This is a genomic window from Sphingopyxis panaciterrulae, from assembly GCF_014199295.1.
Taxonomy (GTDB): domain Bacteria; phylum Pseudomonadota; class Alphaproteobacteria; order Sphingomonadales; family Sphingomonadaceae; genus Sphingopyxis; species Sphingopyxis panaciterrulae.
In genome coordinates, this window is the sequence record NZ_JACIJH010000001.1 from 236,734 (window position 1) to 251,181 (window position 14,448).

At 69.6% G+C, this 14,448-nt stretch carries 12 protein-coding genes; 2 read left to right on the forward strand and 10 right to left on the reverse strand.

Translation table 11 applies throughout. The annotated features are described in order from the left end of the window. Positions 1–13: 13 nt before the first annotated feature. From FHR21_RS01245 to fliE, 7 genes are read right to left on the reverse strand one after another with little or no spacing between them, the layout of a single operon-like run. Positions 14–1,183 (reverse strand): flagellar hook-length control protein FliK, encoded by a 1,170-nt coding sequence (locus FHR21_RS01245; RefSeq protein ID WP_184094495.1) that lies wholly within the window; start codon positions 1,181–1,183, stop codon positions 14–16. Beyond that, positions 1,183–1,629, reverse strand: a complete 447-nt coding sequence (locus tag FHR21_RS01250) for a hypothetical protein (RefSeq protein WP_184094497.1) — start codon at positions 1,627–1,629, stop codon at positions 1,183–1,185. Before FHR21_RS01250 ends, FHR21_RS01245 begins: the two co-directional genes overlap by 1 nt. Next, a complete protein-coding gene (locus FHR21_RS01255; protein WP_184094499.1) occupies positions 1,626–2,957 on the reverse strand; it encodes a FliI/YscN family ATPase in 1,332 nt (443 codons plus the stop codon). Before FHR21_RS01255 ends, FHR21_RS01250 begins: the two co-directional genes overlap by 4 nt. Beyond that, positions 2,954–3,562, reverse strand: coding sequence for a FliH/SctL family protein (locus tag FHR21_RS01260; protein WP_184094501.1), 609 nt, complete (start codon positions 3,560–3,562; stop codon positions 2,954–2,956). The genes FHR21_RS01255 and FHR21_RS01260 overlap by 4 nt, the downstream gene beginning before the upstream one ends. Beyond that, entirely contained in the window at positions 3,555–4,580 is a 1,026-nt protein-coding gene (fliG, locus tag FHR21_RS01265; RefSeq protein WP_184094503.1) for a flagellar motor switch protein FliG, read from the reverse strand. Before fliG ends, FHR21_RS01260 begins: the two co-directional genes overlap by 8 nt. Next, positions 4,573–6,219, reverse strand: coding sequence for a flagellar basal-body MS-ring/collar protein FliF (gene fliF / locus FHR21_RS01270; RefSeq protein ID WP_184094505.1), 1,647 nt, complete (start codon positions 6,217–6,219; stop codon positions 4,573–4,575). Before fliF ends, fliG begins: the two co-directional genes overlap by 8 nt. A gap of 3 nt (positions 6,220–6,222) precedes the next feature. Further along, positions 6,223–6,564: a flagellar hook-basal body complex protein FliE gene (gene fliE / locus FHR21_RS01275; RefSeq protein WP_184094507.1), complete on the reverse strand. Its 342-nt coding sequence runs from the start codon at positions 6,562–6,564 to the stop codon at positions 6,223–6,225. Positions 6,565–6,813: 249 nt separating this feature from the next. Here fliE and FHR21_RS01280 point away from each other — a divergent pair, with 249 nt between their 5' ends. Further along, positions 6,814–7,683, forward strand: coding sequence for a flagellin N-terminal helical domain-containing protein (locus FHR21_RS01280; protein WP_184094509.1), 870 nt, complete (start codon positions 6,814–6,816; stop codon positions 7,681–7,683). A 234-nt stretch (positions 7,684–7,917) separates the two neighbouring features. Next, entirely contained in the window at positions 7,918–8,781 is an 864-nt protein-coding gene (locus FHR21_RS01285; protein ID WP_184094511.1) for a flagellin N-terminal helical domain-containing protein, read from the forward strand. 136 nt (positions 8,782–8,917) lie between these two features. On the opposite strand, the gene FHR21_RS01290 is transcribed toward FHR21_RS01285, so the two are convergent. The 3 genes from FHR21_RS01290 to FHR21_RS01300 are packed head-to-tail and all read right to left on the reverse strand — an operon-like array spanning position 8,918 to position 14,365. Then, complete coding sequence (locus FHR21_RS01290; protein ID WP_184094513.1) at positions 8,918–12,139, reverse strand: error-prone DNA polymerase; 3,222 nt, start codon at positions 12,137–12,139, stop codon at positions 8,918–8,920. Then, positions 12,136–13,674 (reverse strand): Y-family DNA polymerase, encoded by a 1,539-nt coding sequence (locus FHR21_RS01295; protein WP_338113010.1) that lies wholly within the window; start codon positions 13,672–13,674, stop codon positions 12,136–12,138. The genes FHR21_RS01290 and FHR21_RS01295 overlap by 4 nt, the downstream gene beginning before the upstream one ends. Then, complete coding sequence (locus FHR21_RS01300; RefSeq protein WP_246426992.1) at positions 13,577–14,365, reverse strand: hypothetical protein; 789 nt, start codon at positions 14,363–14,365, stop codon at positions 13,577–13,579. The genes FHR21_RS01295 and FHR21_RS01300 overlap by 98 nt, the downstream gene beginning before the upstream one ends. Positions 14,366–14,448: the final 83 nt, after the last annotated feature.

Sequence of the window (14,448 nt, forward strand, 5' to 3'; positions counted from 1 at the left end):
CGACCCTTTCTGATCAGGCGAAGCGGCCGCGGCGATCGGCGGCGCCGGCTTCACCGGGCGATGCGGGGCGCGCGTCCCCGGTTTCGATAAGGTGGGCGGCGGACGGCGCCGGGGCGCGGCCCTGACCCTGCGACTGGCGCCCGGTCTCGTTCGGGGTGCAGGTCACTTCGGCCCCGGCGACGCGCACGCCCTGCTGGCGCAGATCCTCGACCAGCTTGCCCTGCGCCGCGTGGACGATCGTCGCGGTCGCCTCATGCTGGGTGTCGAGCCGCACCGACACGCCCTCGTCGCCGCGCGTCATCGCGACGTCGAGCCGGCCGAGGTGGCGCGGCATCAGACGAAAGCTGAGGTCGCCGTCCTGCGAGCGGGTCGCGGCGATATCGGCGGCAAGCTGTGCGATCCACGCATCGTCGCTGCTCGTGTCAAGCACCCGCTCGGCGACCGGCGCGGCCTTCGCGGCATCGGCAACGGTTGCGGCGGCCTGCGCCGCCGACTGGCCGAAGATCACCGTCATCGACGCGCCGCCGGTTTCGGCGGGCTTGGCGGCCTTGGCATCGCTGCCCGGCAGCGGGGCGGGTGCAGCCGCATTGTCTTGCGCTTTCGTCGCCGGCTGCGCGATCGTGGCGATCTCGGCGGAGCGCGGCGTGTCGGTCGGCTTGTCGGTACGGCCAGCCCTGGTCGTCGTGGGCATCGCCGCGACCGGCTGCGCGACCGGCACGGCCGGGTCGGCGACGGCATCGCCATCGACGGCCGGCGCCGGCGCGTCGCCCGGCTCTTCGTCTTTCACGGCGTCGCCCGGCAGGTGCGCGGGGCCCGGCGCGGCCTCGGCAGCGTCTGCGGATGCGTCGACCTCGCCGGCAGAGGCGCGGATCAGCAGCGTGGCGATCGCGGCGGCATCCTTGGTATCGGCGGTCGCGGTCGGGTGTTCGATCGTCACCGCCGCCGGGTTGGCCTCGACCGCTTCGGCGACCGACAGGTCGATGGGGTCGGCGTCGACCGGCAGCGGCAGGATCGCGGCGTTGCCTTGCCCGGCGTCGCTCGCCCGGGGCAAAGCCGAGAGCAACTGCGCGAAGCCGCCCGCGGCGGGTCCACCGGTACCGGCGTCCGCGGTGGGCGCGTTGCCGAGCGCGGCCAGGATCGAGGTGACCCCGCCCTGCGCCGCGGTTCGGGGCAGGCTCGCCATCACGACAGGCCTCCATCGATCAGGCGCAGCCGCATGCCGCCGCGCGCGCGGTGTGGGCGGTTGGCGTCGTCGCGGCGCTCCATGTCCTGCTCGGCGGCCTTGCGGCTGCGTTCGTAGAGGCGCACCGCCGACTCCTCCTTCACCATCGCGCGCTGGGCGAGGACGCCCATCTGGTCGCGGTGGGCGCTGGCGCGGTCGAGCGGCGCGGTCAGATTCTCCTTGGCCATGTCGAGCCGCATCGCGAGCTCGCCGATGGTATTGAGCGCGCGGCCGGCGACGGCGCCCTTCGCCATCGCCAGGTCGACGCGCAGCGTCTCGAGCCGCTTCGCCAGCTCGACGAGGTTCGCCAGTTCGCCATTGGCACGCGCCAGATTGGCCTCCGCCATCTGATGTTCGACGGAGCGCACGCGGATGATGCGTTTGCGGCGTGCGGTGCGGGTGGTCATGCGGAATATCCTTCGATGAGTGACTGGCGAGAGCTTTGGAAATCGACCTGCGCGCCGGCAGGCTGCTTGACGAAGGCAAGCTGGTCGGGGTGGCGGCGGATGGCTTCGTCGAGAATAGGGTCGCTTCCGGCGACGTAGGCGCCCATCAGCATCAGGTCGCGATTCTCTTCATAGGCGGACCAGAGCTGGCGGAATCGCGCTGCGGCGGCGGCATGGTCGGGATCGACCGAATCGACCATCGTGCGCGACAGGGACCGCGCAACATCAATCGCCGGATAGACGCCCTGTTCAGCCAAAGTGCGCGACAGGATGATATGCCCGTCGACGATGGCGCGCGCCGAATCGACGACCGGGTCCTCGATGTCGCCGCCGTCGGCGAGCACGGTATAGAGCGCGGTGACCGATCCGCCGGTCTGGCGGTCGATGCCGGCGCGCTCGCACAGCGACGGGATCAGCGCAAAGACCGAGGGCGGATAACCCTTCATCGTCGGCGGCTCGCCCAGCGTCAGCCCGATCTCGCGCTGCGCATGGGCGACGCGGGTCAGGCTGTCGATCAGGAGCAGCACCTTCTTGCCTTCCTGGCGGAATGCCTCGGCAATCGCGGTCGCGCGCATCGCGGCGCGCAGGCGCAGGAGCGGCGGATGGTCGGCCGGCACCGCGACGACGACCGATTTCTTGCGCACCGCGGGGGGCAGCTTGGTCTCGACGAAGTCGCTGACCTCGCGGCTACGCTCGCCGATCAGCCCGACGACGATCACATCGCATTCGGTGCCGGCGATCATCTGGCCCATCAATACCGACTTGCCGACGCCCGACCCGGCGACGATCGCGACGCGCTGGCCTTCGCCGACGGTCAGCAGGCCGTTGATCGCGCGCACGCCCATGTTGAGCGGCTTCGTCACGCGGCCGCGGCGCAGCGGATTGACCTTGCGCCCGGCGAGCGGCCACTGGAACGGCGACTTGACCGGCGGCCGTCCGTCGAGCGGATTGCCCTGGGCGTCGATGATGCGGCCGAGCAGCGCCTTGCCGCACGCGACCATGCTGCTCGCGCCGTGCGGCTCGACCGGCGCGCCGGTGGCGAGCGGCAGATTGGTGTCGAAGGGCAGAACCAGGCTGCGGTGACCGCGAAAGCCGACGACCTCGCCGTTCACATAATCGCCGGCCGCCGTCTTGATGCGGACGTTGCTGCCGAGCGGCTGCGGAAAGCCCGATACCTCGAGCATGATCCCCTCGTGCGCGACCAGCGTGCCGATGCGGCGCGGACTGGCCTGCGCAAGGTCGATGGGGCCGAGCAATTGCTGCGCGGTCATGGCGAGGCGGCGGGTCATGCCGCGCCCCCGTTGCTGCCCAGCGCGGCGCGCAGCTCGTCGAGATAGACCGAGCGGCCATGCTCGATCCAGCCGGCGGAGGTTTCGATGCGCACCGTGCCGCGCGCCACCGCGGAGTCGGCCTCGACCGGCAGCGCCAGCGGGCAATCGACCAGCAGCGCGGCGTCGTCGGGATGAACCCACAGCGTGCGCGCCTTGTCGCATTCGGCGACCATCGTCGCGGCGGTCTCGGCCTGCTCCATCAGCCAGGCGGCGTCGATCGGCGCCGTGGCAACGATCTGGCGGACCAGCCGCTCGACCGTCTCGGCGATCAGCTCGGCCAGCTCTTCGCTCGGCTCGTCCTGCAGGGCTTCGGTGGCGGCGATCAACGCGAGCAGGCGGTGGCGCTCGGCGACGAAGGCGGCTTCGGCGAGCCGCTGTCCTTCGGCCAAGCCGCGCGCGAACGGGTCTTCGGCGGGCTCGGCCTCGGGCAGCGCGGGTTCGGCCTCGACCACCGTCTCGGGCGCAGGCGCGGCGAAGCTGCGTGGCTGGAAACCGCCGCGTCCCGCCATGGCGGCGGTCAGCGCGATCGGCGCGAATCCGGTTTCGGCGCCGCGGTCAGACATAGTCGTCGGCCCCGCCCGCGATCACGATATCGCCGTTCGCCGCCATCTGGCGGACGACCTGCATGATCGCCTTCTGCGCGTCCTCGACGTCGCTGCGCTTGACCATCGTCATCTCGTCCATCTCGTCGCGGATCGTCTCGCCGGCGCGTTGCGACATGGTCGACAGGCACAGGTCGGTCATCGCCTCGTCGGCGCCCTTGAGCGCGAGCGCGAGCTGCGCCGCGTCGACCGAGCGCAGCACCGTGCCGAGGCTGCGCATGTCGAGGTCGCGCAGATTGTCGAAGATGAACATCTCTTCCTCGATCGTCTGGGCGAGCTGGCGGTCGTGTTTCTTGAGCGCGCGGATCGTCCGTTCGGACAGGTGGCGCGGCATGACCTTCATGATCTTCGCGACGTCGGTCGGGCCGCCTATCGGCTGCTTGGCGACGCGCTGGCCGCCGACATTGGCGGCGGCGAGCACCGCTTCCAGATCCTCGATTGCCGCGGCAGGCACTGCGGTGAGTTGCGCCGCGCGCAGCACCAGATCAGCCTGGAGCAGCTCGTCGAGCGTTTCGATGGCGCGGGCGGCGACGTCGGGAACCAGCACCGACAGGATCAGCGCGCCGACCTGCGGATGCTCGCTCGCGAGCAGCGCGCTGATCGCGTCGACATCCATCCAGCGCAGCATCTCGAGCGAGGCGGCGCTTTGCCGGGGCGCGACATTGGCCAGGATATTGTCGGCGCGGACATTGCCGACCGCCTGGTGGATCACGGTGCGGATGCGCGTGTCGGCGCCGATCGCGAGCGCGCTGACCGACCGGCTGCGCGCGACGAAGCTGTCGAGCGCCTGTTCGATCTGGCCCTCGGTCGCATTGGCGGTGTCGTACATCGCCTTGGCCAGCCCCTTTACCTCGTCGGGGCCGAGGTGCTTAAGGATCGTCGCCGCTTCCTCTTCGTCGAGCAGCATCAGCAGGATGGCGGCGGCCGACGACCCGTCGATCGCGGGGCGCGTAGGGGCGGGGTCGAGAGCGTCAGGCACGGGCGCCCTCCTGCATCAACTGGCGCACGACGAGCGCGGCGCGCTGCGAATCCTGGCGGACGAAGGCGCGGACCAGATTGGCGCGCGCCTCATAGCTCGGCGCGGACTCGATCATCTCCAGCGTGATCTCGCGCCCGGCGCGGCGTTCGCCGATCGCCGGGGGCGCGCCGGTCGCGGCGAGCAGGCTCTCCTCGACCGCGGCGTCGCGCTCGGCGCGCACCGCGGCGCGCGCCTTCGCGGCCTTGATCAGCGGGCGGCCGACGAACAGGAAGGCGAGCAGCGCGGCGAGGATCGCGCCGACCTGCTTGACCAGCGGCAGGAACCAGCCCTGGTCCCAGAAGGCCGGCTCGGCATCCTCGACCTTGACGAAGGGGCGCTGGCCGATCGCGACCATGTCGCCGCGCGCGGCGTTGAAGCCGATCGCGCCCTTCACCAGATTCTCGATCTTGGCGATGTCGGCCTGGATCAGCGCCTTCGATCCCTGATTGAGCGCGACCGCGACCGACACGCGACGAAGCTGACCCTGCGGCTGGTGTGTGACCGAAATCTCGCGTCCGACCTCATAGGCGCGCGCCGCCTGTTCGTTGCTCTCGGTGCCGGGGGCGCCGGGCGTGCGGGCGTCGGGCGCCGTCTGCGACAGAGTCGTCGCCGGCGGCGGCTGGTTCGACAGCGCGCCGGGGATGCCGACCGCGGGCGGCGTCGTGCCGCTGACCGACTTGGTGATGCGTTCGCTGGTCAGCGCGCGGTCGTTCTCGGGAAAGCTTTCGCGTGTCGCCTGGCTTTCGGACATGTCGACGTCGGCGTGGACCTCGACCGTATAATTTCCGGCGCCGAGCATCGGGCCGAGCAGCGTGTCGAGCGCGCGGCGGAAGCGGTCCTCCATCTGGGTCTGAAGCTGGAAGGCCTGCATGTCGCCGCTCGTCGCCGAATCGGACAACAGCGCGCCGCGCTGGTCGATCACCGACACATGGTCGGCGCTCATCCCCGGCACCGACGAGGCGACGAGGAAGCGGATCGCCTGCACCTGCCCGTCGGACAGGCTGCGGCCGTTCTGCAGCGTCAGCATGACCGACGCGGTCGCCGGCTTGTCATCGCGGACGAACAGGCTCGGCTCGGCGGCGGCGATGTGGATGCGCGCGCTCCTGACCGCGTCGATCGCCTCGATCGTGCGCGACAGGTCGGCCTCGCGCGCGGCGCGCAGCGTCTCGCCCTCGATCGCGCGGCTTGCGCCCATCGGCAGCGAGGCGATCAGGCTGTCGCCGCTCGGCTGCGCCTTGGGCAACCCCTGGCCGGCGAGCGCGATGCGCGCCTGATACAGCTTGTCGGCGTCGACGGTCAGCGCGCCGGTGACGGGGTCGATCGTGTGGCCGATCCCCTGTGACTGGAGCGCGTCGGCGACCGCCGCCTTGTCGGCGTCGGCGAGCCCGGCGAAGAGCTGCGTCTGCGGCGCCGACTGGGTCATGAACCAGGCGAGCGCGGCGATGCCGATCGCGGTCGTCGTCGCGATGGCGGGCAGTGCACGCTGGACCGCGGGTTGGCGGACGAATTGGGTGAAGGGCGCGAAACGCTCGGCAAAGGCGGGGACGGGCAGCCGCGCCGGGCTATTGTCGACGGGGGCGAGGATCTGGGTATCGGCCATGGGTTACACCGGCATGTTCATGATGTCGCGATAGGCGGAGAGCAGCTTGTTGCGGACCTGCAGCGTGGTCTCGAAACCGAGTGAGGCCTTCTGCCGTTCGATCATCACGCTGACGATGTCGTGGGTGTCGCCGCGCTCATAGGCCTCGCTGAGCTCGCTCGCCTTCGCCTGCTGGCCGTTGACCTGCTGCAAGGCGGCCGAGATCGCCGATCCGAAATCGGGCGTGGCGCCGCCGCCTTCGACCCCGCCGGTCGCGGCGCGGCCCGCGGCGCGCTGCAGCGCCTGGTTCTGATCGAGGATCGAACTGCGCATCTGCAGCAGCCGGCTCTGGTCGATGGTGCTCATCTGTCTCATCCGTCCTGGGCGCGGCGGGTCGCCACGCGCCAAAAGAAGAATGCAAGGCGCGTGCCAGAATTTTTAATGACAGGATTTCAATTGGATGCGTGAATATATGGGTGGCAAAGCGCACGCGTCGGCAAATTTTTGACGCCGCGCGCTTAAGTCCGTCCGCGCCGTGCCGTTACTCGCCTTCGTGACCGCTCACCGAGCCCTCACGCTACGGGAATGGCCCTTGGGGGGCCGGAAAGGAAGACCATGACTGTCATCAACACGAATGTGAGCGCGCTCCGCGCCCAGAATAATTCGCGTGTTGCGAACCGCATGCAGTCGCAGGCGATGGAACGCCTGTCGAGCGGCAAGCGGATCAACAGCGCGAAGGACGACGCGGCGGGGCTTGCGATCGCGACCCGCATGGACGCCAATGTCCGCGGCCTCAATCAGGCGGTTCGCAACGCCAACGACGGCATTTCGCTGGCGCAGACGGCGGAAGGCGCGATGGGCAATATCTCGAACATCCTCGTCCGCATGCGCGAACTCGCGGTGCAGGCCGCCAACGGCACCAATGGCGCCGAAGACAAGGCCGCGATCCAGGTCGAGGTGGATGCGCTGGTGGCGCAGATCGGCGATATCACCAGCCGCACGACCTTCAACGGCACCGACCTGCTCAAGGGTGATGCCACGACGCCGGCCGATCCGGTGACGATCTCGATCCAGACGGGTCTCGATTCCGGCCAGACGGTCGATATATCGATCAAGTCTCTGGCCGCCACCGCGATCGGCGAGGTAGACGACACGACCGGCGCGTTGGTCTCGGGCTCCGCCGTCTCGGACATTGATCTCGCGACCGATCCGTCGGGAGCTCTCAAGATTCTCGACGACGCGATTCAGACGGTTGCGACCGAGCGCGCCAATCTGGGTGCGCAGCAGAACCGTCTCGAGGCGACCGTCGACAATCTGACGTCGACCGTCACCAACCTCGCCGACGCCAAGTCGCGCATCGAGGACGCCGACTTCTCGGCCGAATCGACGAAGCTCGCCGCCGCCGGCATCCTGTCGCAGGCGTCGACCGCGATGCTTGCCCAGGCGAACCAGAGCCAGCAGGGCGTGATGAACCTGCTCCGCTAAGGCGTACATTATCGGGCTTATCTGGTTGGTCCCTTTGACAGCCCGACATCGATGCCCCGGCCCCCACGGCCGGGGCATCTTCTTTTGGGGGGCAGGGTTCTGCGCATTTCGGTGGCGCCGTTTTTTTGACGCGGGCCGCTTAATCCGTGCCGCCGTCTGCCGTTACTGGATTTGTGAAGCTCACCGAGCCCTCACGCTACGGGAATGGCCCTTGGGGGGCCGGAAAGGAAGACCATGACTGTCATCAACACGAATGTGAGCGCGCTCCGCGCCCAGAATAATTCGCGTGTTGCGAACCGCATGCAGTCGCAGGCGATGGAACGCCTGTCGAGCGGCAAGCGGATCAACAGCGCGAAGGACGACGCGGCGGGGCTTGCGATCGCGACCCGCATGGACGCCAATGTCCGCGGCCTCAATCAGGCGGTTCGCAACGCCAACGACGGCATTTCGCTGGCGCAGACGGCGGAAGGCGCGATGGGCAATATCTCGAACATCCTCGTCCGCATGCGCGAACTCGCGGTGCAGGCGTCGAACGGCACGCTGGGCACCGATGATCGCGCCGCGATCCAGACCGAGGTCACCGCGCTGGTGTCGCAGATCGACGATATCGCCAGCCGCACCACCTTCAACGGCACCGACCTGCTCAACGGCACGACCGATCTCGACGGCACCGGCGCGGGCACCGACGTCGGCACCATCGTTTCGATCCAGACGGGCCTCAACGACGGCGAGACGGTCGATATTTCGATCAAGGCGCTGACCGCCGAGGCGCTTGGCGTCCACGACGGCACCGATCCGATCAGCCTTTCGACCGCGGCCGGCGCGTCGGCGGCGCTGACGACGCTCGATACGGCGATTCAGACGGTTGCGACCGAGCGCGCCAATCTGGGTGCGCAGCAGAACCGCCTCGAGGCGACCGTCGACAATCTGACGTCGACCGTCACCAACCTCGCCGACGCCAAGTCGCGCATCGAGGACGCCGACTTCTCGGCCGAATCGACGAAGCTCGCCGCCGCCGGCATCCTGTCGCAGGCGTCGACCGCGATGCTCGCCCAGGCGAACCAGAGCCAGCAGGGCGTGATGAACCTGCTCCGCTAAGGCGTACATCATCGGGCTTATCTGGTTGGTCCCTTTGACAGCCCGACATCGATGCCCCGGCCCCCCACGGCCGGGGCATCTTCTCTTTGGGGGCAGGGTTCTGCGCATTTCGGTGGCAGCCGGATAAAGGAACGCCTCAATGAAAATCGCGCGATTTTGGCAGGATGCGGACATCGCGCGGGTGGCCATGGCGCGGCATGGGGCCGCGCGGCGCGGCCTCGTCCCCCAGCGCGTCGAGCATCGCGGTGCGATCGACGACGCGGCTCGCCATCAGATGGACGACGCCCTCCTTGCTGCGCTGCACCTCGCCCTCGATCAGCATCAGCCGCGACGCCATGACCGCGCGGCGCTGGCGCTCGAAATGCCGCGCCCAGAGCAGCGCGTTGACGATCCCGCCCTCGTCCTCGATCGTGATGAAGATCGCATTGCCCTTGCCGGGCCGCTGGCGGATCAGCACCACCCCGGCGGTGCGGACGATCGCGCCATTCTTCGCCGCCGCGACCTGGGTGGCGCTCAGCACGCCTTCCGCCGCGAAGGCGCGGCGCAGAAACGCCATCGGATGCCCTTTCAGCGACAGGCGCGTCGTCTGGTAATCGGTCAGCACCTGCTCGGCGAGCGGCGTCGGCGGCAGCTTCGCATCCGCCTCCGCACCCAGCTCGTCCGCGCCAGCGGCGCCGAATAGCGGTAGCACCCCCTGTCGCACCCGCCGCGCCTCCCACAGCGCCGGGCGCCGCTCGGCCCCCATCGACCGGCAGGCATCGGCCTCGGCGATCAGCCGCAGCGCGCGGGCGGGCAGCGCGGCGCGGCGCGCCAACTCCTCAATGCTGGCGAAGGGGCTGGTGCGCGCCGCGACGATCGCGTCCGCCCATTCCGCTCGAAACCCGTCAACCTGCCGGAATCCCAGCCGCAGCGCGAGGGCGCCGTCGTCGGTGCGTTCGAGACTGTTGTCCCAATGGCTGGCGTTGACGTCGGCCGCGCGCACCTCGACCCCATGCTCGCGCGCATCGCGGACGAGCTGCGCGGGGGCATAGAAGCCCATCGGCTGCGAATTGAGGATGCCGCAGACGAAGACGGCGGGGTGATAATGCTTGATCCATGAGGAGACATAGACGAGCCGGGCGAAGGACTGGGCATGGCTTTCGGGAAAGCCGTAGCTGCCGAATCCTTCGATCTGCTTGAAGCAGCGTTCGGCGAACTCCTGTTCATAGCCGCGCCGCACCATGCCGCCGATCATCTTCTCGCGGAAATTGTCGATGGTTCCGACATTGCGGAAGGTCGCCATCGCCCGGCGCAGGCCGTTCGCTTCTTCGGGCGTGAAATCGGCTGCGACCATCGCAAGCTTCATCGCCTGTTCCTGGAACAGCGGGACGCCGAAGGTCTTGCCCAGCACGTCGTGCAACTCGTCGGTGGGATGCGGTGGCGCGGGCCGAGGAAATTCGACCGGCTCCTCCTTGTTCCGCCGCCGCAAATAGGGGTGGACCATGTCGCCTTCGATCGGGCCGGGTCGCACGATCGCGACCTGCACGACCAGATCGTAAAATACTTGGGGTTTCAGCCTCGGCAGCATGTTGATCTGCGCCCGGCTTTCGACCTGGAACACGCCGATGCTGTCGCCCCTTTCCAGCATCTTGTATACAGCTTTGTCATCGCACTCGATATCGACCTCCAGCGTCCGGTCGCCCAGCCCATGCTCGCGCATCAGGTCGAAGCATTTGCGGATGCAGGTCAGCATACCGAGCGCGAGCACATCGACCTTCATCAGCCCGAGCGCGTCGATGTCGTCTTTGTCCCATTCGATGAAGGTGCGGTCCTCCATCGCGGCATTGTGGATCGGCACCAGCTCGTCGAGCCGCCCTTCGGTCAGCACGAAGCCGCCGACATGCTGCGAGAGGTGGCGCGGCGCCTGCAGCAGTTCGCCGACGAAGCGGTGCAGCCGCTCGATCTCGCCATTGTGCGGATCGAGCCCGGCCTCAACGAGGCGCCGGGTCGGCACCTCCTCGCCCCAGCTTCCCCAGCTCGTATCGGCAAGCCGCGCGGTCACATCCTCGCTGAAACCGAGCGCCTTGCCGACCTCGCGAATCGTGCTGCGCGGGCGGTAGTGAATGACGGTCGCCGCGATCCCGGCGCGCTCGCGCCCATAGCGGTCGTAGATGTGCTGGATCACCTCCTCGCGCCGCTCATGCTCGAAATCGACGTCGATGTCGGGCGGCTCGTCGCGCTCGGCCGACATGAAGCGCGAGAAAAGCAGCTCGTGCTGCATCGGATCGACCGAGGTGACGCCGAGCAGGAAGCAGACGATCGAATTGGCCGCCGACCCGCGTCCCTGGCAGAGTATGGGAGGATCCTGTGTTTTGGCGAAACGAACGAGATCGTAAACGGTCAGGAAATAGTAGGCATAGCTCCGGCGCCGGATCAGCCGCAGCTCGTTCCCCATCAGCTTGCGAACCTTGGGCGGCAGCGGCGTTTTATAACGCGCCTCCGCCGCCGTCTTCACCAGATGGTGAAGATAGGCGAACGGTTTCCAGCCCGGCGGCACCGGTTCGTGCGGATATTCGTAGCGCAGATCGTCGAGGCGGAAGCGGATGCGCGCGAGCAGCTTCGCGCTTTCGCCGACCGCCTCGGGACAGCCGCCGAACAGTCGCGCCATCTCTCCGGGCGCCTTCAGATGCCGTTCGCCATTGGCGCGCAGCAATCGGCCCGCCTTCTGGACCGTCATCCCTTCGCGGATGCAGGTGATGATGTCGTGCAGCGGACGCTGCGCGGCGGTGGCATAGAGCGCGTCGTTGGTCGCGAGCAGTGGGACGCCCACCGCCGCCGACAGGCGCCGGCATTCGGCTAGTCGCCGCGCGTCGCTTCCGGTCCGCGGCATCGTTGCCGCCAGCCACACCGACTTCGGCCGCGCCCGCTTGAGCGTGCGAAGCAGCGCCGCGTCGCCGTCCATCGCGATCAGCAGGAGATCGCCACAATGCCCAAGCAGGTCGTCGAGGTGCAGGATGCAGTCGCCCTTCTGCGCGCGCCGATTGCCGACCGACAGCAGCCGTGTCAGCCGTCCCCAGCCATGCCGGCTGACCGGATAGGCGACGATATCGGGCGTCCCGTCGGCGAAGACGAGCCGCGCGCCGACGACGAACCGGAAGTGGGGCGAATCCTCCCCTTTCGCCTCCAGTTCCTTGAGGAAAGCCCAAGCCCGCACCACCCCCGCGACGCTGTTGCGGTCGGCGATGCCGATGCCGCCGAGGCCGAGCGCCATTGCCTCCGCGACCATCTCGGCGGGGTGTGAGGCGCCGCGCAGGAAGCTGTAGTTGGTCGCGGCGACCAGCTCGGCGAAGGCGGGGGGCGGGGCGGGGATCTCGCTCATGCGAACAGCCCGTGGATATACCAGCGCGGATCGGGCTTTTCATCGTAGAGCCCATGGCGAAACAGCCAGTAGCGGCGGCCCTGGACATCCTCGACGCGGTAATAGTCGCGCGTCAGCCCCTTGTTGTCGCGGCGGCGCCACCATTCGGCGGCGATGCGCTCGGGCCCTTCGTAGCGGCACACCGCATGAAGCGCCCGGCGCCAGCGGAAGCGCTGCGGCGGGCCGTCGGGGACCTCGGCGATCACCTCGATCGGCTGCGGCGGATCGAAGAGCCAGAAGGGACGCAGCGGCGGCTCGCCGGGCGCAGGCGCGGGCCAGGGCTGCGGCGGCGGCGCGTCGACCGCGGGCAGTTCGAGTTGCGCCTGTTCGGGAATATGCGTGTCGACGGGGCGATATCGGCGCACCCGTCCGCGTCCGAGCCGCGTCGCGAGTCGGTCGGCGAGCGCGTCCGTCGTCGCCTCGCGCACCGCGCCGCCCTCCAGCGCCAACTGGCTCGCGCCGAGTGCTTCGAGCCGCGGCACCGACAGGCGGATCATGTCGAAGCCGAAACCGGGATCGATCGGATCGCGCAGGGCATCGATCCGCTCGGCGAACAGACGCATCACCAACTCGGCGTCGCGTGTCGGGGCGCCGGTCTCGACCGCAATCGCCCGCGCCAGCCCGTCGCTGCGAAAGAAGGTCGCGCGAAACTGCCGTCCGCCCTTGCCGCGTTCGGCCATCGCGGCGATCACCTCGCCCGCCAGTTCGGCGAGGATAGTCATCGCGTGCGGCGCGCTCGTCACTGGCTCGGCGAAACGGCGTTCGGCAGCGACCGGGGGCGGAGCGATGCGTGGGTCGAGCGGGCTCGGCGCATCGCCGAGCAGGCGGCGCAGCGCGTCGGCGGCGTCGGCGCCGAAGCGCGCGGCGAGGCTCGCCATCGGTCGGCTCGCCAGGTCACCGATCGTCTTGAGTCCCGCACGGGCAAGCGCACGAGTCGCCTCGGCATCGAGTTCGAGCGCCGCGACCGGCAGCCGCCGGATCGCCGCCGCCTCGTCGGGGGCGGGCGGCGCCGGATAGCGTGCGAGCGCACGCGCCGCGTCGGCGGTGGGACCGAGCGCCGAGCGTACGGTCATGCCCGTCCGCTCGAGCCGCGCCTCGACATCGGCGACCAGCGCTGTCTCGCTGCCGAACGGATGCGCGGCGCCGGCGATGTCGAGGATCAGCCCGTCGGGCGGGTCGAGCGCGACGAGCGGGGTATAGCGCGCGCAGCCCTGCGCGAGCCGGTCGAGCCAGTCGCGGTCGAGCGCGGGGTCGTGCGGCACGATGAGCAGGCCCAGCACCTGCGCCCGCGCATCGGCGAGCGCCATGCCGGGGACGAGTCCGAGCGCCGCGGCGCGCGCATCGACGCTCGTGAGCCGCAACGCGCCGCGCAGCTTCTCGGCAAAGACGAGCGGCGCCTCAGGCGGCCTCGGCGCCGCGCGATTCCAGCGTTCGGCGGGAAGCCAGGGGAAGAACAGCGCCAGATAGCGCCGCGTCGCGGAAGGCTTGATCGTCACGGTTCCACTCCAGCCGCCAGCGCGCGCCCGCAGGGCCGCCGCGCCAGCGCAGTAATTCCAGGTCGAAGGCGGGCGCGCCGGGCGCCTGCGCTTCCAATTCGCGTGAGGGCGCCGCCGCGATGCGCCAGCGCGTCTCGGCGACGCTCGGCGTCGGCTCGGCGGCGAGGCGCAGCAGCAGCAGCGTCACCCCGGCGTCGCGTGCGCCGAGCGCCAGCCGCCGTCCCGCGGTCAGGTCGAGCGCGGGCAGCCGGCCCCAGCTTTCGACGACGACCGCCGCCGATCCGGGGCAGCGCGCCGCGTCGTTGGCGGCGGCGAGCAGCGCTTTGGCATCGCCCGCCTCGATCAGCAGCAGCCGGTCGGGGTTGCCGCCCAGTTCGGCGATGCCCGGCGCGTGGAGACACCCGCCCCGCCGCGCCGCGTCGGCGGTCCGCAACCACAGCAGCGGCGCGGCGCCCCCGCCGCGCAAGGCGAGCAGCGCGGCAAAGGCGGCGGCGCTCGCAGCGTCGAGCGGATCGGCGGCGAACATCTCGTGCACCCGCCCCGCGGCGAGCCCGCCGCCGAGCGCGGCGTCGAACCCTGCATGCCCGCTCGCCAGCCAGCCCCCGGCGCGCGCGCCGGACGGCCCACCGGAAGCGGCGATCCGGGCAACGCGACGGCGCAGCCCGGCGAGAGGGGAAGACGACTCGCGCATGATATGTTCTCTATATGTTCTATTAGCGCGCGAGTCCCGGCGCTTGTCAAGCCGCCGGTCTTGAGACGGTGACGCAGTCTGGA